General features: G+C 70.2%; 21 protein-coding genes. 11 read left to right on the top strand and 10 right to left on the bottom strand.

Going from position 1 to position 23,570, the window contains the following annotated elements; all coding sequences use genetic code 11:
- Positions 1-2: 2 nt before the first annotated feature.
- Genes L3i22_RS17845 through L3i22_RS17830 form a run of 4 tightly spaced genes read right to left on the bottom strand, consistent with a single transcriptional unit; the run spans position 3 to position 4,928 of the window.
- Positions 3-1,922 carry a glycoside hydrolase family 127 protein gene (locus L3i22_RS17845; RefSeq protein WP_255658347.1) on the bottom strand — a complete coding sequence of 640 codons (1,920 nt, stop codon included), beginning with the start codon at positions 1,920-1,922 and terminating at the stop codon, positions 3-5.
- A gap of 8 nt (positions 1,923-1,930) precedes the next feature.
- Positions 1,931-2,737: a carbohydrate ABC transporter permease gene (locus L3i22_RS17840; protein ID WP_221328092.1), complete on the bottom strand. Its 807-nt coding sequence runs from the start codon at positions 2,735-2,737 to the stop codon at positions 1,931-1,933.
- Positions 2,737-3,630: a carbohydrate ABC transporter permease gene (locus tag L3i22_RS17835; RefSeq protein WP_255658346.1), complete on the bottom strand. Its 894-nt coding sequence runs from the start codon at positions 3,628-3,630 to the stop codon at positions 2,737-2,739. The genes L3i22_RS17840 and L3i22_RS17835 overlap by 1 nt, the downstream gene beginning before the upstream one ends.
- On the bottom strand, positions 3,627-4,928 hold the full coding sequence (locus L3i22_RS17830) for an ABC transporter substrate-binding protein (protein WP_255658345.1): 1,302 nt from the start codon (positions 4,926-4,928) through the stop codon (positions 3,627-3,629). Before L3i22_RS17830 ends, L3i22_RS17835 begins: the two co-directional genes overlap by 4 nt.
- Before the next feature lie 189 nt (positions 4,929-5,117).
- Here L3i22_RS17830 and L3i22_RS17825 point away from each other — a divergent pair, with 189 nt between their 5' ends.
- The 3 genes from L3i22_RS17825 to L3i22_RS17815 all read left to right on the top strand — a co-directional run bounded on the left by L3i22_RS17825 (position 5,118) and on the right by L3i22_RS17815 (position 9,126).
- On the top strand, positions 5,118-6,152 hold the full coding sequence (locus tag L3i22_RS17825; protein ID WP_221328091.1) for a LacI family DNA-binding transcriptional regulator: 1,035 nt from the start codon (positions 5,118-5,120) through the stop codon (positions 6,150-6,152).
- Between the two features lie 145 nt (positions 6,153-6,297).
- Positions 6,298-8,484 (top strand): DUF6055 domain-containing protein, encoded by a 2,187-nt coding sequence (locus L3i22_RS17820; RefSeq protein ID WP_255658344.1) that lies wholly within the window; start codon positions 6,298-6,300, stop codon positions 8,482-8,484.
- Positions 8,485-8,577: 93 nt separating this feature from the next.
- Positions 8,578-9,126, top strand: coding sequence for an AAA family ATPase (locus L3i22_RS17815; RefSeq protein WP_221328090.1), 549 nt, complete (start codon positions 8,578-8,580; stop codon positions 9,124-9,126).
- Positions 9,127-9,130: 4 nt separating this feature from the next.
- On the opposite strand, the gene L3i22_RS17810 is transcribed toward L3i22_RS17815, so the two are convergent.
- Positions 9,131-10,222: a pectin acetylesterase-family hydrolase gene (locus L3i22_RS17810; protein WP_221328089.1), complete on the bottom strand. Its 1,092-nt coding sequence runs from the start codon at positions 10,220-10,222 to the stop codon at positions 9,131-9,133.
- Positions 10,223-10,334: 112 nt separating this feature from the next.
- On the opposite strand from L3i22_RS17810, the gene L3i22_RS17805 reads away from it, so the two are divergent.
- Positions 10,335-11,825 carry a sensor histidine kinase gene (locus L3i22_RS17805; RefSeq protein ID WP_221328088.1) on the top strand — a complete coding sequence of 497 codons (1,491 nt, stop codon included), beginning with the start codon at positions 10,335-10,337 and terminating at the stop codon, positions 11,823-11,825.
- Positions 11,822-12,493 carry a response regulator transcription factor gene (locus tag L3i22_RS17800; RefSeq protein WP_255658342.1) on the top strand — a complete coding sequence of 224 codons (672 nt, stop codon included), beginning with the start codon at positions 11,822-11,824 and terminating at the stop codon, positions 12,491-12,493. Before L3i22_RS17805 ends, L3i22_RS17800 begins: the two co-directional genes overlap by 4 nt.
- Before the next feature lie 300 nt (positions 12,494-12,793).
- Here L3i22_RS17800 and L3i22_RS17795 read toward each other — a convergent pair whose 3' ends face one another.
- On the bottom strand, positions 12,794-13,591 hold the full coding sequence (locus L3i22_RS17795) for an SAM-dependent methyltransferase (protein WP_221328087.1): 798 nt from the start codon (positions 13,589-13,591) through the stop codon (positions 12,794-12,796).
- A gap of 292 nt (positions 13,592-13,883) precedes the next feature.
- Here L3i22_RS17795 and L3i22_RS17790 point away from each other — a divergent pair, with 292 nt between their 5' ends.
- Positions 13,884-14,891, top strand: a complete 1,008-nt coding sequence (locus L3i22_RS17790; protein ID WP_221328086.1) for a hypothetical protein — start codon at positions 13,884-13,886, stop codon at positions 14,889-14,891.
- Positions 14,892-14,973: 82 nt separating this feature from the next.
- On the opposite strand, the gene L3i22_RS17785 is transcribed toward L3i22_RS17790, so the two are convergent.
- Entirely contained in the window at positions 14,974-15,891 is a 918-nt protein-coding gene (locus L3i22_RS17785; RefSeq protein WP_221328085.1) for an SDR family oxidoreductase, read from the bottom strand.
- An 84-nt stretch (positions 15,892-15,975) separates the two neighbouring features.
- On the opposite strand from L3i22_RS17785, the gene L3i22_RS17780 reads away from it, so the two are divergent.
- Together L3i22_RS17780 and L3i22_RS17775 are read left to right on the top strand one after the other, a co-directional pair.
- Complete coding sequence (locus tag L3i22_RS17780; protein WP_221328084.1) at positions 15,976-16,638, top strand: TetR/AcrR family transcriptional regulator; 663 nt, start codon at positions 15,976-15,978, stop codon at positions 16,636-16,638.
- 32 nt (positions 16,639-16,670) lie between these two features.
- On the top strand, positions 16,671-17,231 hold the full coding sequence (locus L3i22_RS17775; protein WP_221328083.1) for a hypothetical protein: 561 nt from the start codon (positions 16,671-16,673) through the stop codon (positions 17,229-17,231).
- Between the two features lie 35 nt (positions 17,232-17,266).
- Here L3i22_RS17775 and L3i22_RS17770 read toward each other — a convergent pair whose 3' ends face one another.
- Positions 17,267-18,736: an arabinofuranosidase catalytic domain-containing protein gene (locus L3i22_RS17770; protein WP_221328082.1), complete on the bottom strand. Its 1,470-nt coding sequence runs from the start codon at positions 18,734-18,736 to the stop codon at positions 17,267-17,269.
- A gap of 282 nt (positions 18,737-19,018) precedes the next feature.
- Between L3i22_RS17770 and L3i22_RS17765 the strand changes: the two genes are divergently transcribed.
- Positions 19,019-19,882 carry a cutinase family protein gene (locus L3i22_RS17765; RefSeq protein ID WP_221328081.1) on the top strand — a complete coding sequence of 288 codons (864 nt, stop codon included), beginning with the start codon at positions 19,019-19,021 and terminating at the stop codon, positions 19,880-19,882.
- Positions 19,883-19,926: 44 nt separating this feature from the next.
- Here the strand turns inward: L3i22_RS17765 and L3i22_RS17760 are convergent, their stop codons facing one another.
- Together L3i22_RS17760 and L3i22_RS17755 are read right to left on the bottom strand one after the other, a co-directional pair.
- Positions 19,927-20,544 (bottom strand): NAD(P)-dependent oxidoreductase, encoded by a 618-nt coding sequence (locus tag L3i22_RS17760; RefSeq protein ID WP_221328080.1) that lies wholly within the window; start codon positions 20,542-20,544, stop codon positions 19,927-19,929.
- A gap of 2 nt (positions 20,545-20,546) precedes the next feature.
- On the bottom strand, positions 20,547-21,329 hold the full coding sequence (locus tag L3i22_RS17755) for an inositol monophosphatase family protein (RefSeq protein WP_221328079.1): 783 nt from the start codon (positions 21,327-21,329) through the stop codon (positions 20,547-20,549).
- 66 nt (positions 21,330-21,395) lie between these two features.
- Between L3i22_RS17755 and L3i22_RS17750 the strand changes: the two genes are divergently transcribed.
- On the top strand, positions 21,396-22,298 hold the full coding sequence (locus L3i22_RS17750; protein ID WP_221328078.1) for a LysR family transcriptional regulator: 903 nt from the start codon (positions 21,396-21,398) through the stop codon (positions 22,296-22,298).
- Between the two features lie 143 nt (positions 22,299-22,441).
- Positions 22,442-23,569 carry a hypothetical protein gene (locus L3i22_RS17745; RefSeq protein ID WP_221328077.1) on the top strand — a complete coding sequence of 376 codons (1,128 nt, stop codon included), beginning with the start codon at positions 22,442-22,444 and terminating at the stop codon, positions 23,567-23,569.
- Position 23,570: the final 1 nt, after the last annotated feature.

The raw sequence follows: 23,570 nt of genomic DNA, 5'->3' as shown, positions 1-23,570 counted from the left end.
AATCACCTTTCGGACGTTAAGGGCATCCAGACGCGCATGGTGGACGGTCCGCGGCGGGCCCACCGGTGGTAGGGCCGCAGCGGAATCTTCAGCAGGGGCCCGGTCCCGGGGGCGGCGGCCACCGGCTGGTACGGCCAGTCGTGATCGGCCGGGGTCGCGGAGCGGCAACCCACGACGACCGCGCCGTCCCGGTCGACCGGCTCGGTGTGCGGGTCCAGGCGCAGGGACCCGAAGTCGACGCCCCGGGGCACGTCGACGGACTCCAGGCAGTAGACGACCGGGCCGCGCACGAGAGCGACCTGACCCCGTACCGAATCGATCCGGTCGTCGGCAGCGACCAACCGTGGGCGGACCGGGAGCTGGAGCACCAGCGTGTCGCCGGCCGTGAAACGGCGCCGGGACTGGACCAGACCGCGGGTGATCGCGAGACCGTCCAGGGTGGCTCCGGCGGCCCAGTCCGGTACCCGCAGCGACAGCGTCCATGGCGTGTCCGGGCTGGTCACGACGCGGATCGTGATGCGCCCGTCGGCCGGGTACTCGGTGTCGATCTCCAGGCCGATCTCGCGGCCGTCGGGCAGCGTGGTGGTGATGCTCGACGGGGTGTACTGGTGGATCTGCACGCCGTCGTCGTCGGTGGTGGCGACGTAGGCGGCGAGGCTGGCGAAAGTTCTCGCCAAGTTGGTCGGGCAGCAGGAAACCTCGAACCAGGAGGCGCGCAGGGTGGACGCCGCGCGCGGCACCTGGGTGTCGGCGGACGGCTCGGTGCCGAGAACCCGCTGGTGCAGGGTGTTGGCGTAGAAGAACCGGGTGCCGTCGTCGGCCGGCGAGGTGGCGATGACGTTGAACAGGATCCGCTCGATCAGGTCGGCGTAGCGGGGGTCGCCCTGCGCGAGCAGCAGCCGCCAGGCCAGCATGACCGAACCGACGCTGGCGCAGGTCTCCGAGTAGGCGCGGTCCGGCGGAAGAAAGAAATCTTCGCCGAACGCCTCGTCCTGATGCCGCGACCCGATGCCGCCGGTCAGGTAGGTACGCCGGGCCACGGCGTGGCGCCACTGCCGGGCGACCGCGCCGAGCAGCTCGCCGTCGCCGGTCTCCACCGCGACGTCGACGGCGCCCGCGGCGAGATAGACGGCGCGCACGGCGTGCCCGCGCAGCGACGTGGCCTCGCGGATCGGCACGTCGTCCTGGAAGTACGCCCGGCCGAACTCGATGTCGGCCAGCGTCTTGTGCCCGCGCCGGTTGACGAAAAGTTTCGCCTGGTCGAGGTAGCGGCGGTTGCCGGTGACCCGGTAGAGCTCGGCGAGCGCCGGCTCGATCTCGGCGTGCCCGCAGACCGAGGCGATGCCGCCCGGGCCGAAGACGTCGCAGACGTGGTCGGCGGCGCGCACCGCCGCGGCGACGAGTTCGTCGTCGCCGAACGTGCGCGCCGCGGCCACCCCGGCTTGGATGAAGTGGCCGAAGGAGTAGAGCTCGTGGCCCCATTCCAGGTCGGTGTAGCGCGGCTGCTGACCGGGCCGCCCGAAGTTGGTGTTGAGGTAGCCGTCGGGCTGCTGGGCGGCCACGACCCGGGCGACGATGCGCCGGTACCGCTGCTCCACCGCGGGGTCACGGGTGCGGCCGTACTCCCAGGCCATCGCCTCGAGGAACTTGTAGACCTCGGTGTCGGAGAATTCCCGCCCGCTGCGTTCCTCCGGCGGGGCGGAGAAATTGTTCAGCCAGCCGGCTTTCTCCAGCCAGTACTCGATGTGGGCGAAACTTTTCGCCCGGTTGGTCTGCTGGCGCTGCCGCCAGAAGCCGTCGCGCAGGGTCACCTCGCGCAGGCCCAGCGGTCGCAGCCGGCCGTTTCCGGGCGCGGCGGGGGTGCCGCCACGCTCGATCCAGGTCCGGGACTCCGCGGTGGTCAGTGCTTCTTCAATGGTCACGTTGACGATCAGCCCTTGAGTGCGCCGGACATGAAGCCGCGGACGTAGTGCCGCTGCAGTGCGAGGAACAGGACGATGCAGGGAAGCGCGAGCACGACCACGCCGGCTTCGGTGGCGCCGTAGTCGACGATGCCCATCACCTGCTGGCGCATGTTGGCCACGGCCAGCGGGAGGGGCAGCTTGGCGGAGTCGCTGATCAGGACCAGCGGGGTGATGAAATCGTTCCAAGCGGCCAGGAACGCGAACAGCCCGACGGTGATCAGGCCGGGTTTCACCGCGGGCACCAGGATGTGCCGCAGCGTGCGGAAGCTTCCGCAGCCGTCGACCTGCGCGGACTCGGCGAGATCCTTCGGTACGGCCTCGAACGAGATGCGCATCAGGAACGTGGCGAACGGCAGCTGGAACATGGTCAGCACCAGCGACAGCCCGACCAGCGAGTTCTGCAGCCCGAGCTGGTTGAGCAGCACGTAGAGCGGGATCAGCAGGGTCGCGTAGGGCACCATCAGGATCGCGAGGGTGACCAGGAAAAGAATGTTCTTGCCGGGGAACGCGAAGTTCGCGAAGGCGTAGCCGCCGAGCAGCGACACGGCGAGGGTGAAAATTACCGTCATCCCCGAGACCGCCACCGAGTTGAGCAGGTACTGCCAGATCCCGGCCTGGTAGTGGGCCAGCGTGGTGTAGTTGCCGAAGCCCCAGCCGGTGACCTGCCGGGTGCCGGCCTGCGGGCTGACCGACGCGACCGAGGCCCACGCCATCGGGAAGAGAAACAGAAGAGCCAGACCTCCGGTCAGAACGAATTTCGGCGTACGGAGCATCAGCTCTCCTTTCCGCGAAGGCCCCGGAACTGCGCGAGGTTGAGCACCAGCAGAGCGGCCAGCACCAGGATCGACAGCGCGGCGGCCCGGCCGAGGTTGTTCTGTCCCTGGAACGCCATGTTGTAGATCAGCTGGACGATGGTGATCGTGCTGTTGTCCGGGCCGCCCTTGGTGAGGATGTAGAACTGGTCGAAGGCCAGCAGCGAGCCGGTGACGCACAGGATCGTGCACAGCGCCAGCGACGAGCGGATCAGTGGGACGGTGACGTGCCAGAACGTCTGGAACCGGCCGGCGCCGTCGAGGCGGGCGGCCTCGTACACGTCGCCGGGGATGCCCTGCAGCCCGACCAGCAGCAGGAGCATGTAGAAGCCGGCGTACCGCCAGACGATCAGGGCGACGGTGGACCAGAGCGCCGAACTCGGCGTGCCGAGGAACGAGATCTCGCCGAACGGGCTGCTCTGCGGTGAGTAGAGCGCGTAGAACAGCAGCGACGCCGAGGCCAGGCCCAGTGCGGACGGGATCAGGAACGACGTACGCAGGAATCCGGTCCATCGGTTTGATTCCTGCACCAGCAGAGCCAGGCCGAGGGCGAGAGCCAGCAGGATCACGGTCGTGACCAGGGTGTACTTGACCGTGAACCCGACGGCCGGCCAGAACAGCCGGTCGTCGAGCACGTCCTGGAAGTTCTCCGGGGCGTTGATGCCGCGATAGCCGGCGAACAGTCCCCAGTCGGAGACCGACATCCGCCCGACGATCCCGATCGGGATGACGAAAAATATCAACACGAACACCGCGGTCGGTACGGCGTAGACCCAGCCATGGCCGTACGTCCGCCTCTTGGTGTTGAATTTTTTCGTCATTGCCATCTCGCCCTGGCTCTGCAGCGCGGTCACTGACCCAGCACCTGCGTCAGCGCCTGGTTGTCCTTCTCGAGGGCGCCGGCGTCGCCGTAGACCTGGTTGCGCAGCAGGGTGACCCACGGGCTGCCGGGGGCGTTGAAGGCCTGTTGGAAATTAACCGACACCGGCGTCTTGCTCTGCGGGGACGCCGCGGCCTTGTTGATCGTGACCAGGCGCGGGTCCTTGGCGGCGTACTGATTGTCGGACAGGTCGGTGCGCGCGACGCTGCTGTTGTTCGCGGCGAGCACGTTGACCTGCGCGTCCTCGGACATCAGCCAGGACATGAAGTTCCAGGACTGCTGGGCCTTCTTGGAGTCCTTCGAGATGCCGATGCCGTCACCGCCGACGAAGGTGGAGCTGCCGCCGCTGACGCCGGGGATCGCGGTGACGCCGACGTCGACAGTTTTCGCCGCGGTGGAAAGCAACGTCGCCGGGTACGGCATCACGCCGATCTTGTTCTGCTGGAACGCGGCGACCCAGGTGGCGCCGGTCTCGTCCTTGGAGCCGGGCGCGAGCGCGCCGGCGGTCTGCAGGTCCCGCCAGGTGCTGTAGACCTTCTGCGCGGCGGGTCCGTTGAGCAGCGACGAGGTGCCCTCCGGGTTCATCACCTCCTCGCCCGAGGCCCAGATCATCGGGAACCAGGTGAAGACGTTGCAGCCGCCGCAGTTGCCGCCGAAGTAGCTGCCGTAGACGCCCGGCTTGTTCAGCTTCTGCACGGCGAGGGCCTGCTGCTTGAATTCGTCGAGGGTGGTCGGGCCCTTCTCCGGGTCGAGGCCGGCCTCCTTGTAGAGCTTCTTGTTCCAGAAGATCACCGACAGGTCGAGCACGAACGGGAGCACGTACTTCTTGCCCTCGTAGGTGCCGGCCTGCAGATGCCCCTGGTTGATCTTGTCGGCGTACGGGAGCTTGCCGATGCTGTCGGTCAGGTCGGAGAACAGGCCGGCCTTGGTCCAGTTCGGCACGTAGACGATGTCCGCCGCGAACAGGTCGGGCAGTTGGCCGGCACCGGCCGCGGCGCCGACCTTCGCGACGTAGTCGTCGTTCGGGACGATGGTCAGCTTGACCTGGTTCTTGTGCGCCTTGTTGTACGCGTCGACCAGCGCCTTCGCCTGGAACTCCAGCGGCGCCCGGGTCCACAATGTCAGTTCCGCGCCGTCGTCGACGCCGTCGACGCCGGCCGCGGTGGGTGCCTCGGTCTTGCTGTCGTCGCTTCCGCCGCAGGCGGCCATCGCCACCGCCAGGCCGATCGCGGCCACGCCGGCGATCACCCGCCGGACCATCCGGGTACGCAAAACAGCCTCCCAGTCAGGGATTTTCGGGGTTTTCGGTACTGGTATGTTTCGGTTAGCCTCCTCCCTCAGGGAGAAGACGTTGAACTGCTCGTTGAACAGCGGAGATTGAGCTGGGCGGCTTGCTCACCGCGCAGCCGAAAACGTTTTCGAGAACGTAATACGGAGGAAAAACCGTTGTCAAGAGCTTCGATGGACCCGTCGACCGGGCCGGAACCGCCGCAGAGCGCCAACCGAGCCGTCACCCTGCGTGATGTCGCGAAGCTCGCCGGCGTCTCGATCGCGACCGCGTCGAAGGCCCTGAACAATCAGCCGCAGGTCCGGGCCGAGACGCGAGCCCGGGTGATCAAGGCAGCCGAGCAGTTGTCGTTCTCACCGAACACGCTGGCCCAAGGATTGATCACGCAGCGTAGCGGGACAGTCGGGCTGCTGACGTCCGATCTGGAGGGCCGATTCTCCATACCGATCCTGATGGGCGCCGAGGACGCGTTCGGATCGGACCAGACCTCGGTGTTTCTCTGCGACGCGCGCGGGGACACCGTCCGGGAGAAGCACCACCTGCGGGCGCTGCTCTCGCGCAAGGTGGACGGGCTGATTGTCGTGGGAGCGCGACCGGACGCCCGGCCGTCGCTCGGGCGCGACCTTCCTGTGCCGGTGATCTACGCCTACTCCCCCTCGGACGACCCCGGCGACCTTTCGCTGGTCACCGACAACGTGGGCGGGGGGCGGCTGGCGGTGGACCATCTGATCCGGCACGGGCGGCGACGGATCGCGCACGTCACCGGCGACGCCACCTACGGCGCGGCGCAGGACCGGGCGCGGGGCGCGCTGTCGCGGCTGGACGAGGAGGGGCTGGAACTGGCCGGCGATCAGGTCTGGTTCGGTTCCTGGTCGGAGGCCTGGGGCCGCGGGGCGACCCGGATGGTGCTGCAGCGCAGCCCGGACATCGACGCGATCTTCGCCGGCTCGGACGAGATCGCCCGGGGTGTCCTCGACGCGCTCCACCAGGAAGGACTTGACGTGCCGGGGCAGGTCGCGGTGATCGGCTTCGACAACTGGAACATCCTCGCGGCGAACGCCCGGCCGCCGCTGTCGACCGTGGACATGAACCTGGAGCAACTTGGCCGGCTCGCCGCGCAACGCCTGTTCGCGGCGATCGACGGCAAGCTGGCCGGCGGGGTGGAGAAGGTGGACTGCCGGCTGGTCATCCGCGAGTCGTCGTCCTGAGCTCACGCGGTCCGGGCGCGGCCGATTGCCGTCCCGGACTTTCTTCACTCGCTGAAATTAATCGACGGGAAACCTTGCCGAAACCGTTTTCATGCCCGAGCGTGGCCTGCCATAGATATCCCCCGATCTATGGCAGGTGAGTTCCGTGAGCCATCCCCGCACCTGGCGCCTCGCGTTCGCGATGGTGTTCGCCCTGCTGGGCGTCAGTCTGGTCGCGCCGCAATCCCCGGCGTCCGCGGCCACCAAGTCCGTCTACATCCCCGCTTACTGGACCCAGACCGGCGAGGTCCCGTGGTCGTCGAGCCGCAGTCAGCAGTCGAACAACTTCATCCTGCTCTGGGGTGAGAAGTCCGGGACCAGCCCGACCAGCGCGCCATCGCCGTACAACTTCGACCCGAACAGCATCATCACGCAGCTCGAGAACCTGTACTCGTTCTACGTGAACACCATGCAGTTCACCCCGGAGACCGGGCTGCTCGCCCAATACAAGATCATCGTGATCGTCACGAACACCTGGAACCGCGCCGAGCTGAACGCCTGGGCCACCGGCGGCTCGGTCGACGGCACGGTCGGCGTGATCAACATCGACCCCCGGGCGGCGCTGCCCGGCTCCTGGGGGCTTGCCCACGAGCTGGGACACGTGTTCCAGAACTACACGTTCCTGGGGCGCTCCGGATACGGCTTCACCGACGCGTCCGCGGGCACGTTCTGGGAGACCAGCGCCGAGTTCATGGCGATGCAGGCGCTGCCCACCACCGCGGCCGGCGACCTGTCCCGGTGGCTGCGCTCGGAGAACCTGTACTACAGCTCCAGCCGGCACCACTACGGCAACTGGATGCTGGCGCAATACATCAAGGACCGCGACGGGCTCGCGATGTTCAACCGGATCTGGAACGAGGCGCGCAGCAACGAACACCCGCTCGAGACCTACCGCCGGATCGCCGGGATCACCCAGGCCGAGCTCAACCGCCGGGTCGGTGAATACGCCACCCGGACGGTCACCTACGACTTCGGCAACCGGTCGACGCTGATGCCGTTCATCACCAACGTCTACGGCGCCGGGTTCCTCAACAACGCCTACAACGGCGGTGGCGTCGAGGCCGTCGACCAGAGCCTCGGCCACTACCGCATCAACGACCGGATGGCGCCCGCGGACTACGGCTTCAACAAGATCAAACTGGTGCCGGCCAGCAGCGGCGCGCTGATCAAGCTGCGGCTCAAGGGCCACAGCGAGACCGGCGCGACCGGCTGGACGTTCGGCCTGGTCGCGAAGAACAGCAGCGGCACCGCCCGTTACTCCACGCTGGTGACCGGCACCGACGGGCGCCTCGACTTCCAGCTGCAGGCCGGCGAGACCGAGGCGTGGCTGGTGGTGACCGCGACGCCCAGCGCGGTGCCGCACTACGCGTTCCTCGACGGATACACCAAGGCACGGCGCTTCCCGTACGAGTTCCGCCTCACCGGCGCCACACCGTCGGGCTTCGAGCCCGGTTACGTGAAACCGGCCGCGACCAACGGCGGTCACTGGCACAGCAACGGCGGCGGCTGGGTCTCCGGCAGCGCCAGCGTCGCGTCGACCGCCTATGTCGGCCCGAAAGCGGCCGTTTACGCCGGGACGGTCAGCGGCAACGCCCGCATCGAGGGGCTGGGCTGGGTCAACGGCGGCACTGTCGGCGGCAACGCGGTGGTCAAGGACAACGCCCTGATCCAGGGCGGCGCGAATCTCTCCGGCAACATCGTGGTCGGCGGTGACGCCGAGCTCGCCATCTCGTGCAGCTCCGGAACATATCTCCAGTTCAACCCGGACCGCGGCTGCGACGGCGCCGGTGGCGAGTCGGACGTCAACCCGTCGCACGGCACATTCGCCAGCGCTGATCTGGCCATCGACGGCACCACCACGCCGGCCGAGACCAACCTGGCCCGTTCCGCGACCCCGGCCGCGTCCTACACTTCGCCGTGGGAATCGCTGGCCGCGATCAACGACGGGGTCGAGCCCGCCAGTTCCAACGACACCGTCAACCCGCGGTGGGGCACCTGGCCGAACAGCGGCGCGCAGTGGGCCGAGCTGACCTGGCCGAACCCGGTCACCGTCAAGAAGGCGCAGGTCTACCTGTTCGACGACAACGACGGGGTGCGGCTGCCCGCGTCCTGGAAGCTCCAGTACTGGACCGGCAGCGCCTACGCCGACGTGCCCGGGGCGGGCGGATATCCGGTCGCGGCCAACGGCTACAACACGGTGACCTTCACCGCGGTCAGCACGACACGGCTGCGGGTCGCGCTCACCGCCAGCGGCACCTCCTCGGTCGGCCTGCTGGAATTCAAAGCCTTCTGAGGTACGGCGGAAGGTAGCCGCTCCTGGCGGGATCGGGCCGAGCATCGGGCGCGACCCGTCAGGATCGGCGACCGTTTTCGATAGCGTGACGGGATGCCCCGATTCGTACACCTGAACGGCCCGCCGGGAATCGGTAAGTCCACCCTGTCGGCGCTCTGGGCCGGCCGGAACCCCGGCGCCCTGAACCTCGACGTCGACACCCTGCACCACCTGATCGGCGGGTGGCAGAGCGAGGAGACCGACACCTGGCCGGCCGTGTGGGCGCTGGTCCGGGCGATGGTGGCGACCCATCTGGACGGCGGGCACGACGTGATCCTGCCGCAGTTCGTCGCCACCGACGACGAGATCGCCGGGTTCGAGAAGCTCGCCCACGAGCACGGAGCCGACTTCCGCACGGTCGTGCTGGTCGACGACCGGGACGCGGCGATCGAGCGGTTCGGCCGCCGGGCCCGGGACAGTGACGACCCGTGGATCCGGCACCATCACCACCTCGTCGAGGCGGCCGGCGGGCCGGTCGTGCTCGGCGGGATGTACGACAACCTGATGGACGTCGTGCGCCTGCGCCCGGCAACGGTCGTGATCCTCTCCGCGGAGGACGCGGTGCAGCAGACGTATGACCTGCTGGCAGCAGCGTTGCGGTGACATCTCACGGCCCGCACTGTGTGCAGTGGACGTCGGCGGGCGGATCATCGGTGACCAGCTTGCCGAGCCAGTCGGAGAGATGAACGCCGTTCACCGCCAGGGAGTAGAACTTGTCGGGCTCGAAGATCTGGTGGTCGGCGCCCGGCGCGGTGTAGCTGTGCAGGGTTATCCCGGCGGCCTCGATCGCCTTCTCGTTGGCGTCGGTCAGCGCCAGCAGGCCGGTCGGGTCGCCATGCGTCCAGTTGGTCACCTCCACATACGCGTGCGGGTCGTAGGCGAAGTCGAAGCGGGCCAGGACCAGCTCGGGGTCGTGCCGGCCGGCCTGGATCCAGAACGTGGGCACGGCCCATCGGTCGACGGTCAGCCCCTGGATCGCCCAGCCGGGCATCGCGGCGTAGGCGCCCCACGTCGTACCCAAGATGTCGGTGTTGAATTTCGCATTGTCCGGCCAAGCGCCGGACTGTGCACCGAACACGACGACCTGGGCCTTGGGGAGCTTGTCGGCGATCAGGCCACCGTAGAGGGGCGCGGCGACCGAGCCGGCCGTCTTCCCGATGACGACGACCTGTTTGACGTCGGGATAGTGGGCGGCGAGATAGTCGATCGCGGCCGTGCCGTTGGCGAGACCGTTGTGATCGACGGTCAGCTGAGGCGAATACTTCTGCACGGACTTTCCCAGGTGCGCGTCGCCGGTGCAGGAGCTGACGTAGAGGAACGAGTAGTCGGCGAACGGGTTGCCGGAGTGGGTGGTGTCGAACATCCCGCTGCGGTTCCCGGGGTCGACACTGCTCAGATTCCAGGCGTAGTCGTCGTTCTCGCCCTCGGAGTCGGTGCTGGTGAAGGCACAGGTCGCCGCGGACCAGCAGACGCCGCCGCCGTTGAGGAAGAAGACCACTCTGGTCGGGTCGGCGCGCCTCTCCCAGAAGGCGAAGGGGCTGCCGTCGGCGCAGTGGCAATCGCCCTGCGGGGCGGCGACCCGGGTCCACTCCATCGCCGTGTGCGTGCCCGTGAGCGCCGTGCTCGCCGTGTTCGTGCTCCTGCAGCCGGCCAGCACCAGAGCCAGGACCGCCAGCAGGATGAGCGGTGTTCTCGTCATGCGGCCCAGGCTCCTCGGCGCCGGGCCCGGCGCGCATCTGCCTGAAGTCTGGTTTGCAATACATACTTTTGGCAGTGTCCGAGCGGCGGCGCCGGGGCTTACGTTTCTTCGCGTGAGCTTCACGGATGCGGTGCGCAGAGCGGGTTGGCAGGATGCCGGCCTCGCCGTCCTGCTGCTCGCCGCCAGCGCACCCGCGTTCGGCGGCGGCCGATCGGGACGGGCCGCCGGCGTGACCCCGGTGCTGGACGGTTCGCTCGCCGAGGCCTGGCCGCGGATCAGGCTGCTCCTGATCGGACTGTGCGTCGCCGCCGTGGCGGTCGGCCGCAGGTGGCCGATCCCGGCGCTGGCCGTGGCGACGGTCGCCACCGTGGCCCAGATGGCCGCGGCGGCCGGGCCGGTCGCCGCCGATGTGGCGGTTCCCGTGCTGCTCTATGCGGTCGCCGCGCAACGACGACGTGCGGTGTCGCTGGCTCTGCTCGGCGTCACGCTGACCGTGGCGGTGAGCTGGTCGGCCTATGTGGCGTTCGACGGGTGGCGCTTCGAGCAGGCCGCCAGCGGCGGGCAGGCCCGCGATTCGGAGGACGCGGACGGGCCCGGGCGCGGCGGGGATACGGCCGGGCCGCCAGGGCAGACGGTGCTCGGGCCGACGGACTGGGGCGGCATCCTCGTTCTCGGCCTGCTACTGATCGTCGCGTGGGCGGTCGGGTGGGGCATCCGGAGTCGCCAGGCCTACCTGGGCGAACTCGAGGCACGGGCCCGCGACCTGGAGCGCGAACGAGATCAGCAGGCCGCCCTGGCCGTGGCGGCCGAGCGGGCGCGGATCACCCGGGAGCTGCACGACGTGGTGGCACACGGCCTGGCGGTGATCGTGATGCAGGCGCAGGGTGGCGCGGCGGCGTTCGCGAAACGGCCGGCGGACACGCTCGCCGCGCTGGACACCATCGTGGCGACCGGGCGGGCGTCGCTCGCCGACATGCGGCAGGTGCTGTCCGCGGCCGGGCAGATCGACGACGGGACGCGGCCGGTGCCGGGCCTGGCGCAGCTTCCGCGGCTCGTCGAGCAGGTCCGGCAGGCGGGCACCCCGGTGCGGCTGCACATCGACGGGACACCGGGGCCGGTGCCGACCTCGGTCGACGTGTCGGCGTACCGGATCGTGCAGGAGGCGTTGACCAACACGATGAAGCACGGTGGGGCCGGCGCCTGCGCCCAGGTCGTGGTGGCGTATCGGAGTGGGGAGCTGGAGATCGACGCCAGCGACAACGGCATCGGGGACAGAGCTGCCGAGGGCACCGGCACCGGCCACCGCGGCAGTGGGCTGCACGGCGGTGGCCTTCGCGGCAACGGCCAGCAGGGCGGTGCCCTTCGCGGCAACAGCCCGCATGGCGACGGTCTGCAGGGAAACGGGCCGCACGGCGATGGGCTGCAGGGCAACGGGCCGCACGGCGATGGGCTGCACGGCAGCGGGATACGCGGCAACGGGCTGCGCGGTATGCGGGAGCGGGTGGCGCTGCTGGGCGGCGAGGTGGACGCCGGGCCCGGGCCGGAGGGTGGCTACGTGGTGCGGGCGCGGATCCCGCTCGACCGGGCGGAGGAGGCCACGTGATCCGGGTGCTGCTGGTCGACGATCAGGATCTGATCCGGGCTGGTCTGCGGATGATCCTGGAGAACGCCGGTGACATGGTGGTGGCCGGGGAGGCCGACGACGGTGCCGCGGCTGCCGAGCTGGCGGTGGCGACCGAGCCTGACGTGGTCCTGATGGACATCCGGATGCCCGGGGTCGATGGGCTGGAGGCGACCCGGCGTATTCGGGCGGAGATGCCCGACGGGCCGCGGATTCTGGTCCTGACCACTTTTGATCTCGATGAGTACGTGTATTCGGCGCTTCGGGCCGGGGCGAGCGGGTTTCTGCTCAAGGACACCCTCGCCGCCGACCTGCTGTCCGCGATCCGGGTGGTGGCCAAGGGCGACGCGATCGTGGCGCCGTCGGTCACCCGGCGGTTGATCGAGCGGCACATCGGTACGTCCGACGATCCGATGACACAGAGCCCGGCGGTGCTGGACACGCTCACCGAGCGGGAACGGGACGTGCTGGAGCTGATCGCCCGCGGGCTGTCCAACGCGGAGATTGCCGGGCGGCTGTTCCTCAGCGAGGGGACGGTGAAAGGGCACGTCAGCCGGCTCCTGGCCAAGATCGGACTGCGGGATCGGGTGCAGGCGGTGGTGTTCTCCTACGAGTGCGGGCTGGTCCGGGCCGGCGTGCGGGAGGGGTGATCGGGTGCGGAGGTGATGCGGTCCGGCGGGGCCTCAGCACGAGGCACCGGGTGAGGCGCGGCGCGCGGCTGGAAATGCGACCCGGTGGCCAGACGGTGCGCTGACGGCGCGGCACCGGCGCTCTGCGGCCTGACGTGCGGCGGCCCGGCGGGCTGGCGACGGGGCGGCGCGGCGCGAGGCGAGGCGAGGCGGCGCGGCGCGGCGCGAGGCGAGGCGAGGCGAGGCGGCGCGGCGCGGCGCGAGGCGAGGCGAGGCGAGGCGGCGCGGCGCGAGGCGAGGCGGGGCGAGTCGAGGCGGCGGCTAAGGGATGCGGGCGACGGCGGTCCAGCACATGGCGTCGGGGACGGTGGTGGTTGTTTCGGGGGTGGGGTGCCATTCGACGCTGGAGACTATGCCTGGGGGTAGCAGGTCCAGGCCGGTGAAGAAGTGGGATATCTCGGCTCGGGTTCGGGCGTGGTAGGTGCCGTGCCGGCCGCTGCCGATCAGGTCGCGGACCTTGAGCTGGGTGGTGCCGGGCAGGGTGTCGAACGTGCCGTGGACGATCACCAAGTAGCTGCCCGGGGACAGGGCCGCTACCACGGTGCGGACTGCCTCGTAGGCGCGCTCGTCGTCGTCGATCAGGTGTAGGACGCTGCCCAGCAGAACGGCTACCGGCCGGCTGAAGTCGATCACTTCCAGGAGGTGCTCGTCGGCGAGTAGGTGGGCGGTGTTCAGGAGGTCGCCGTCTACGAACTCGGTGACGCCCTGTGGGTTGCCGACGGTGGTGCCTCGGTGCTGGACGCCGACGAGGGGGTCGTTGTCGACGTACACAATCCGGGTTTTCGGGTTTGCCTGTTGGGCGACCTCGTGCACGTTGGGTGACAGCGGGCGGCCGGCTCCGACGTCGAGGATCTGCCGGATTCCGTGGTCGGCCACCAGGTGGTGGACGATTCGCATGACTACGGCTCGGCCTTCGCGGGCGGCCGCCATCATGTTCGGGAGGACGCTGATGATGGTCGCGGTGGACTCGCGTTCCGCGGAGTAGTTGTCCTTGCCGCCCAGCCACTGGTTGTAACGGCGCGAGGTGTTCAGGCCGCTGATATCCGGTTCCGGGGGCATCGCGGCACCTCGCAGTCATCGGGGAGAACGACATCCAGCACTGTAGTCGGTCAGGCCGGGCCGAAAAGCCCACGAGAAGGGGACACAGCCGGGGCTGTGGCCGAGGCGGCGCGGCATGGGGAGCGGGGGCTGACGCCGTACCCAAGGAGCGAAGTTGATCTTGGTTTTGCCCGGCCGAGGGACGGGCGAAAAACGGGCGGGAAGAAGATGTGCGAGGGGTTGATCCTTTGTGGGAGCGTTCCCGTATCGATGACCGGAACGCATTTTCATGCCATTGGGGAAGGCACCGGCCATGTATCGGTCAAAGATCAACAAGTCGCGGCGCTGGCAGATCGTCGCGGTGGTCGGGGTCGCCGTGACCCTGGCCGGCATCGGCCTCGGCGTCGCCTCGGCGGCGGAGTCCACACCGACCGTCAACTGCCCCGAAGTCAAGATCACCGTAGCCGTCCCGGCGCAGGCGCAGAACGAGGTCAACCAGAACCTCACCCTGCTCAAGACGCAGATCGACGAGGCCAACAAGCGGATCGCGTCGAGCACCGGCCAGGGCGGCGCGAACTTCATCCAGAACGCGATCCTCGGCCCGCTGAAGGACAAGCGCTTCGCCACGATCAACCGGATCGAGACCGCGATCGGCCGGAACGCCGCGAAGCCGAACCTGAACGCGGAGGGCCTGGCGGCCTGCACGCTGAACCAGAACGGCGGCGGTGGGGCCACGGCCGCGCCGACCACCGCGGCGGCGACCACCGCGCCCGGCGGCAACCTCGGGATCCTCACCAACAACTGCGACAAGAGCAATCTGCCGCGGCACGACGGTTTCCAGAAGGGTGACCGCTGCGTCACCACCGAGTTCGGCGAGGTCGCCTCGGCGGCCAACGACGCCTCGCTGCTGATCACCTCGGCGCCGCGCCAGGTGCGCGTCAACCAGGCGTTCACGCTGACGGTGAGCACCCGGAACCTGATCCGCGACCGCTTCCTGGCGGCCGGCCAGGGCGGGTACTATGTGGAGTCGAGCGTGCTGCAGAACGGGATCGTTCGCGGACACTTCCACACCGCGTGCCGGATCCTGCAGAGCACCAACACCGCCCCCGCGCCGGACCCGGTGCCCGCGTTCTTCGTGGCCACCGAGGACAGCAAGGGCGGCAAGACGCCCGACTCGGTGACCATCCAGGTCCCTGGCCTGCCGCAGGCCGGCACCGCGCAGTGCGCCTCCTGGGCGGGTGACGGCTCGCACCGCATCCCGATGATGGAGCGGGCCAACCAGACCCCGGCCATGGACGCGGTCCGGATCCAGGTCCGCTAACCAAAAAGACAGGTCCGCTAACCCAAAAGACAGATCAAAATCGGAAAGACCGGCTTCCCGTACGGAGGAAGCCGGTCTTTTCTCATCCCGCCGCGGCCGCGGTCACCCCGGTGAGCCGCTCCGATTCACGCCACAGGCGGGCGCGCACCTGCCGGTCGAGCGCGCGGCGGGTCGGCCGGGCGACCGCGGCCGGGCCGACCAGCGAGAGCCAGCGCGGGCCGTAGTAGCCGCCGGCGACCGCGTCCGGGCTGGTCGCCGCGTACAGCAGCGGCTCGGCGCCCTGCTCGACCCCCTGGCTCGGGACGACCTTGAAGCCGATCCGCATCGCCAGGCTCGCCCGGTCACCGCCCTGGTTCGGGCCGGCGGTCTGCAGATTGGTCCGGGTGTAGCCGGGGTGCGCGCCGGTCGACAGCAGTGCCCAGCCGCGCTCGGCGGCGATGTCGGCGAGCTGCAGCATCAGCATCAGGTCGGCGAGCTTCGACTGGGCGTAGGCGCCGGTCGGGCTGTACCGCTCGCGCTGCTGCAGGTCGTCGAGGTTGATCCGGCCCTGGGCGGCGGTGCCGCTGCTCATCGTCGCCACCCGCGGGGCGGGCGCGGCCAGCAGCAGCGGCAGCAGACGGGTGGTCAGCGCGAACGGGCCGAGATAGTTGCTGGCCAGCTGCGTCTCGAAGCCGTCGGCGGTCTCGGTGCGCTGCGGCAGCCACATCACGCCGGCGTTGTTGAGCAGCAGGTCCAGCGGCCGGCCGTCGGCGATCAGGCCGTCGGCGAACTCCCGGACCGAGGACTGGTCGGCCAGGTCGAGCCGGCGCACCCGGACGGTGGCCGCGGGGTGGGCGGCGAGGATCTCGGCGCGGGCCTGCTCGCCCTTGGCCGGGGTGCGCACCGCGAGGATCACGTCCGCGCCGGCGCCGGCCAGGCGCTTGGCGGCCTCCTTGCCGGTGCCGCTGTTCGCGCCGGTCACGACGGCGAGACGGCCGTGCTGAGCGGGTACCTGGTACATGACGCACTCCTAAGAGACCGGCGGTCTGTTTGCTTCCACCAAGCTAACAGACCACCGGTCTAATCGACAAGGTAGGCTCACGGCATGGAGTTCAAACGCGCCCGGACCGACGAGCAGCGCGAGGAGCGGCGACGGCGGATCCTGGCGACCGCGGCCACGATGCTGACCGAGATGCCGGTCGCGAAACTGAGCCTCAACGAGCTGAGCCGCCGCGTCGGGCTGGCCAAGTCGAACGTGCTGCGCTACTTCGAGTCCCGCGAGGCGGTGCTGCTCGAACTGCTCGACGTCGAGCAGTGGGAGTGGCTGGCCCACCTGGACGGCGTCCTCGAGGCCGGCGACGGCACCCCCCGCGAGCGCGGGGACCGGCTCGCCGCCGTGCTGGCCGAGTCCCTGGCCAAGCGGCCGGCGCTGTGCGACCTGGCCAGCGCGCACGCCGGGGTGCTGGAGCACAACATCTCCACCGAGGTCGCGCTGGCGCACAAGCGGGCGACCGGGCGGACCTTCCAGGAGCAGATGCGGCTGTTCCTGCGATGCGTGCCCGAGCTCGGCGCGGCGGGGGCGAGTCAGCTGGCCGCGACGGCGACCCTGATCACGGCGGCGGCGTGGCCCTACAGCCAGCCGTCCGAGGCGCTGCTCGCCGCCTACGCCGCCGACCCGGCGGTGGGGGCGATGCGGATGGAGTTCACCGACATCCTGCGGTCGTCGCTGGAAGTGACCATCTCGGGGCTGCTCGCCCGGCACGACTGAATCGACCAGCGGGAATGTTAGGGTCCCGGATCGTGATGAAGCGTGCCCTGACCGGCCTGGTCGTACTCGTCGTCGCGGTGTGCGGCGGGATCGGCGTCTACGGCCAGGTGCGCCGGCATCACCGGGAAACCTATCTGGAGCAGCTCAAGGAGCAGAAGCGGGCCGCCCGCACCCCGTTGCAGCGGACCGCCTCCGAGATCGAGCGCCAGCGCCGGACCGGCGCGACGACGCACTTCGCGGTGGTACCGAAGGCGCTGCCACCCGAGTTGGTGCTGCTGGCGCCGGTGGAAGGGCCGGACTGGCAGGGCGTGACGGACATCTACTCGTACGGTGAGCTGAAGGTCGTCGTCCGGTACACCGCCGACCCGGGCGATCATCCGTGCGGCGACCAGACGTGCCTGCGGGACACCAAGGTCGGCGTCACGACCGCGGAAGCGCCCAGCCTCACCCACGCCTCGATCTGGCTCACCGGGACCGCGGCGTCGCCCGAGCAGGAGACCCGGATCCGCCAGTTCTGGACCACGACGACCTGGGTGCCGACCGCCGGCGCCGACTGGTTCACCCAGGCGGCGCTCCAGGGCGACGTGCCGTAGCGGGACCGCCGTTGCCGGCGGCCCCGCGTTCGTTCCTACGAGGCGATGCTCCAGAGCTGGCACGGGTTGTTCAGCCACATCCAGAGACGGGCCGGGGTGCCGTTCGCGGTGCCGCAGTCCTGGTCGTCCAGGACCATGCCGCTGTTCTCGACGACGAGCTCGTACTTGCCGTTGCCGGCCGGGATGACCGCCCACTGCTGGCAGGTGTTGCCCAGCGACTGCCACAGGTCGACCGCGGTGCCCAGGGCCAGTCCGCAGTTCACCGCGTCGAGGACCTTGCCGGCGTTGACGTTGGTCAGCGTCCACTTGTTCGCGCCGACGCTGGTGAACTTCCACTGCTGGCAGGTGTTGCCCAGAGCCGCCCACTGGTCGACCGCGGTGCCGTTGGCGGTGCCGCAGTTGACCGCGTCGAGCACCTTGCCGCTCTGCGCGTTGGTCAGCCGGTAGGTCGAGCCGCTGACCGGGAACGTGACGCTCTTGGTGTAGCCGACCGAGACGATGTTCGCCTGGACCGAGTTCTCCGTGGCGTCGCTCGGGTAGCCGCTGGTCATCACGCCCTCGAAGAACGAGCCGACCGAGCCGTTGCTGTTGTCCCCGCCGATGCCCAGGATGATCGCGCCCTGCTTGGTCATCGGGATGTACCCGGACTGCGTCGGCAGCGACCCGTTGTACCTGGTCGCCAGGCTGCCGGACTGCGCGTTGCCGTCCTTGATCGCGTACGTCGAGGTGCCGTTGTTCTTCAGCACCGCGGTGACGAACGCACTGCTGCGGCCGGTGTTCGCGGTGTTCGAGCCGTTGCCGCCGGCGAACAGGCCGTTCTCCAGGTCGGCGGCGACCCGCGGGCCGGCCGCGCAGGGCGAGAACCAGCACAGGTTGCCGAAGTAGATCGCGTCCATGTCGCCGTTGCCGGTGTCCAGGTTGTTCGTCTCGGCGTTGCCGTAGTCGAAACAGCACCGGTCGTTGACGTGCGTGCCCTCGGTGACCATGTACATGCCCTCGGCCGCGCTGCCGGTGGCGATGCCGCTGGTCGCGTTGTTGCGGTAGCCGTTGCCGGCCGAGATGTAGACGCCGTAGACCTTGTGGCCGCCGGCCGTCACCGGCAGCGCAGCCGCGTTCGCGCCCTGGTCGGCGGTCGGGTTGGCGCCGCCGCCGGGAGCGATCGTCAGGTCGTTGTGCTTCGACGTCTGGTCGTAGATCTTGACGATCGTGCAGTACGTCCCGGAGCAGAACGTGTCCTGCGCGGCGGCGTTGGCGTAGCCACCGGCGGCGAGCGTGCCGATGTTGGTGGTGGCGCTGTCCGACCAGCGTTTCACCTGGTAGAGCGAGCCACTGTAGGCGCCGAACAGGGCGCGGGTGGTGCTGTGCGCGGCGACGCAGGGCGTGCCGCCGCTGGCGTAGAGGTCACACGGCAGGGTGCCGGCCGCATTGGCCGCACCGCCGCCCGCGACGAGGGCGGCGGCGGCCAGAACGGCGGTCGCCGCGACCGCGAGAAATCGACGGATCATGGGGGAACCTTTCGCGTGCATGTGGGGCGGTTGACCGCCTGGGGATCCACAGATGTGAAAGTTAACATCGATTTTCGTGGCTGTTTCGGGGATGTCAAGAGGCAACTTTGTTAACGCTAACTACCGTCCCGCGAAGCTCGCCGCCGTTCCGGCGACGCCAGACTCGATCTTCTACATCGATGTAGATCAAATATTCGGAAGCATTCAACCGATATCGACAGGCGGCCGTATCTACGGGCAGGTATTTGCACACCGAGTGCAAACAGGCCGAGAGGAGTGTCGATGTCTCCCAGGAGGTCGAGCAAACGCAGTGGCCCACGGTCGGCGCGCAAGCGTGTCGCGCTGGGGGCGGCGGTCGCCGCCGTGACGGTCGGCGCGCTGCTGATCGTGCAGAACAGCTTCGCCGCGACGATTCCCGGGTTGGGCGCTTCCCGCCAGGGCGCCCAGACCGGGACCGGGTTCGGCGCCGCCGGCAGTGGGCTGCGGTTCGCCGGGATCGGCGGCAGCACCCGGGTCGCGTCTACCGGCGACAAGGCCGGGAACTGCCCGGACGCGCACATCGTGGTCACCCGGGCCTCGACCGAGGCGCCCGGCACCGGGATCATCGGCTCGCTGGCGACCGCGGTCACCCGGGCCAGCGACCAGACGATCACGGTCGAGGCGACCGACTATCCGGCGGCGCTCAACCCGTACCCGCCGAGCGTCGCGGCCGGGACCCAGGCGCTGACCGCGCAGCTGACGAATGAGGCCACCAACTGCCCGGCTACCAAGATCGTGGTGATGGGCTACTCGCAGGGCGCGCACGTGATCGGCGACGTGCTGGCCGGGACCGGGCGAGTGGCCGGGTTCACGCCGAGCGCGGCGATCGGCACGGGCGTGTCCGACAAGGTGGTCGCGGTGATCCTGATGGGCGATCCACGGTACGTGCCGGGCAAGTCGTTCAACGCCGGCACCTCCCGTACCAAAGGCCTTTTCGCCCGGGGGAACGACGCGGCACTGGACGCCTTCGCGGACCGCACCCAGTCCTACTGCGACACCGGTGACACGTTCTGCGCGAGCGGGGCGAGCGTCGCGGTGCACCTGAGCTACACCCGCAAGTACAACAAGGTCGCCGAGGACTTCGTGCTGAGCAGGATCGGCGGCTAGCGCCGGGCGGACGGGTGGACGGCGCTTCGTCCACCCGTTCCGGGTCAGCGCGTCAGCGGGAGCGCGATCCCGCCCGCGTACCCGGGCTGCTCCGCCTCGTCGAGCATCGCGGCGGCCACCGTCGCGCGGCTGACCCGCGACGGGAGCAGGCCGCGCGGCGCGTCGCGCAGGCCGACGGTCCGGCGCGTCGGGCTGAGCTCGCCGGCCGACAGCGGACCGGCGTGGAAAACGGTCGCACCGGCCGCCAGCATGATCGCGTCGGCGGCCACCTTGTCGCCGAGCTGATCGCCGAGCATCCGCAGCACGGTGCGGGTGAACCAGCCCGCGGCCGGCGCGGACGGCCCGGTCCCGAACGCGCCGAGCCAGACCGCCCGTTCCGGACCGGCGGCGGCCAGCGCCCGGGCGCCCGCGGTCAGCGCGCCCGGCCTGTCGGGGCCCGCGATGCCCAGCCCGGAGACCACGATCGCGCGCCCGGCCAGGGCGGCGGCGATGCCGCCGGGATCTCGCACATCCGCTGCGATCCTGCGCAGGCGGGGCGAGTCCGGCAGGGCGATTTTTTCCGGCGTACGGGCGATCGCGACCACCTCGTGCCCACGCTCGAGGGCCTGACGGGTCAGTTCCAGCCCGGTCGCCCCGGACGCGGCCAGCACGGTGATCTCCATGATCAACGCACCGCCCGCAGCACGTCGAGGGCGGCCTGGTGGACACCGGGGGCGGCGGCCAGGTAGCCGTCGCTGGCGATCTCCCACGGCTTGCCGTCGAGATCGGTCACCACCGCACCGGCCTCCCGGGCGAGCAGGACCGGCGCGATGTGCGAGCGCAGGTTGTCGAACTGCCAGTGCACGTCCATCCGCCCGGCCGCGACCTGCGCGAGCTGGTGCCCGACCGGGACCGAGGCCCGCACGTACAGCGCGTGCTGCAGCATCGCCCCGACGGCGGCGCCGGCGCGCTCGGCGTGGGCCGCGTCGCGGTTGGGCTTGGCCTGACCGGTTCCGGTCAGCGCGAGCGACAGGTCGGTCTTCGCCGAGGCCCGCACCGGCACGCCGTTCAGGAACGTGCCGACGCCGGCGATCGCGGTGAACGTCTCGTCGGCCACCGGCGCGTAGAGCACCGCGAGCACCGGCTCGCCGTCGCGGACCAGGCTGACGCCGACGTTCCAGTCCGGCATGCCCTGCACCGCGTTCATGTTGCCGCCGACCGGGTCGACGACCCACCAGTCGCCGGCCGGCATCGGGCCCGAGCCGTGCTCGTCGGAGGTCCATCGCGAGCCCGGCAGCGCCTCGAGCAGGGCCGGCCGCAGCACCTCGGTGACCGCCTCGTCGTTGGCGCCGAGCGCCGCGAACAGCTCCGGCGCGGTGGTGGGGGTCTTCTCCGGCCGCACGACACGCGCGGCCGCCGCGTGCACGGTCGTCGTCACGGTGGCGAGTAACTGCTGCTCAGTGGTCATGCAGTAACTATCTCCGCGACGGACCATTAAGTCCAATGCAACCTTGTTACCGTACGATTTACCGTCATGCAACTGGATCTGAATCTGCTCACCGTCCTCGACGCGCTGCTCGAAGAGGGCAGCGTGGCCGGGGCAGCCCAGCGGCTGCGCCTGTCCTCCCCCGCGATCAGCCGCAGTCTCGGCCGGCTGCGACGGCTCACCGGCGACGACATCCTGGTGCGCACCGGGCGGGCGATGACGCCGACGCCGTACGCGCTGCGGATCCGCGAGCAGGTCGGTGAGCTGCTGCGCCAGGCGCAGGGGGTGCTCGCGCCGAGCCGCGAGCTCGACCTGGACGGGCTCGACCGGGTGTTCACCCTGCAGTGCCACGACAGCCTGGCGACCGCGCTCGCGCCGGCACTGCTGGACCGGATCGCCGCGGCGGCGCCGGGCGTGCGGCTGCGCTTCCTGGCCGAGGCCGCGGTCGACACCGACGAGCTGCGGCACGGACGGGTCGACCTGGAGATCGGGGCCTCGGTGCCGGCGCTGCCGGAGATCCGGCACGAGGCCGTGGGCAACGATCGGTTCGTCGTGGTCATGCGGGGCGGGCATCGGTACGCGGGTGGGCTCGATCTGATCTCGTACGCCGATGAATCTCATGTTTTGATCTCTCGGCGCGGTCGATTGACCGATCCGGTCGACGCGATCCTGGAGTCGCACGGGCTGCACCGGCGCGTGCTGGCCTCGGTCGGCACCACCGGCACGGCGGCGAACGTGATCGCCCGCGGCGACGCGCTGCTGACCGCCCCGGAGCTGACCTGCCGGCCGATGCTGGACGCGTTCGGCCTGGTCACGGTCCCGCTGCCGGTCCCGTTGCCGGCGGCGCCGATCGTCTGCGGATGGCACCAGCGCTACGACACCGACCCGGCCCACGCCTGGCTGCGTGACCAGGTCCGCGCCGCCTTCAGCACGGTCCTCACCCCGCGATAGACCGGATCCGGCGGCATGCCGGCTGCCCGGAGCGTCCGTTCTGACAGAAACCGCAACCCGACAGTTCCGCCGGGCCCGGCCACCGCACACTCGCTGAATGCCGCACGGGGGCATCCACGTCAGCCGCAGCGAGGCGAGGTCCCATGTCCGCGTCACCCATCTACCGGCAGAACGTCCGCGGCGTCCTGATCGCCGCCCGCAACCTCGAGGAGGTCGTCGGCAAGGGCGACGAGAACGAGGTGTACGCCCTGGCCGGCGACCTGCTCTCGGCCGCGCTGGCCCGGGAGTCGGCCGGGGCGGTGGCCGGTTTCCAGGAGCAGGCCGCGCCGGCCGCCGAGGGAGTGCCGGCGCCCAGCGCCGAGGACGAGCTGACCCTCGCGCTCACCGAACTCGAGGTGGGCGAGGTGCTGCTCACCTCGGCCGCCGCGACCATGCCGGACGAACCGGATCCGGGCTCGATCGGCCTGCTGGCCGGCGCGGTGGACGGGCTGAGCGCCGCCGACCGGCTCCAGGAGGCCGGCTCGTCCGCGGTCACCAACCTGTTCGGCGGCGCCACCGCCGATCCGCTGGAGTTCTTCACCGACCTGCCGGCCACGGTCGGCGGCGTCGTGCGGCGTACCGCGGCGGTCGGCACCGACACCGTCGCCGGGCTGGCCACCATTCCGGTGTCGCAGGTCGAGCCACTGTTCGGCGCGGCGCTGAGCACCGCCGAGGCCCTGCTGCACACCGGCGACCAGATTGCCGCCCTGGCCCGCGCCGGGATGCGGGCCGTCATGCGGGCGCTGCGGGCGCTGGCCCAGCTGGTCCCGGACAACCTGCGTGACCAGGTGAGCGGCTGGGCCCGCAAGTGGTGGGACGGGCACGCCGACACGATCGCCGAGCAGCTGTCCCGGCGCGTGCTGGCGGTCGGCGAGCTGGAGGCCCGGATCGCCGGGGCGGTCGAGGCGGCCCGCTTCCGCGCCGACCTGGACAGCTCGCTGCGCGAGGGCGCCGACCGGTTGAAGGACCTGGACCAGCGGCACGGCCGGATCGTCGACGCCCTCGCCCGGATCGTGCGGGCGCTGGGCCGGGTGATCGCCCCGGTGGCCGCGGCGTTCCCGCCGATCGCACCGTGGATCCTCGCCGCCGGTGGGGGCGGCATGGTGACGGCGCTCGGCATCACCGTCTGGATCGGGCGCGACTATCTGGACACCGGCGTCCCGTTCGAGCGGGTGCCGGGGGTACGCCTGGTCGTCGCCCACGCCACCGGCACCCCGGCGCTCGGCGGTTAGC

The organism is Actinoplanes sp. L3-i22 (assembly GCF_019704555.1).
Taxonomy (GTDB): domain Bacteria; phylum Actinomycetota; class Actinomycetes; order Mycobacteriales; family Micromonosporaceae; genus Actinoplanes.
Note: the sequence above shows the minus strand (reverse complement) of the source record. Positions and strands in the feature narration are given on the sequence as shown.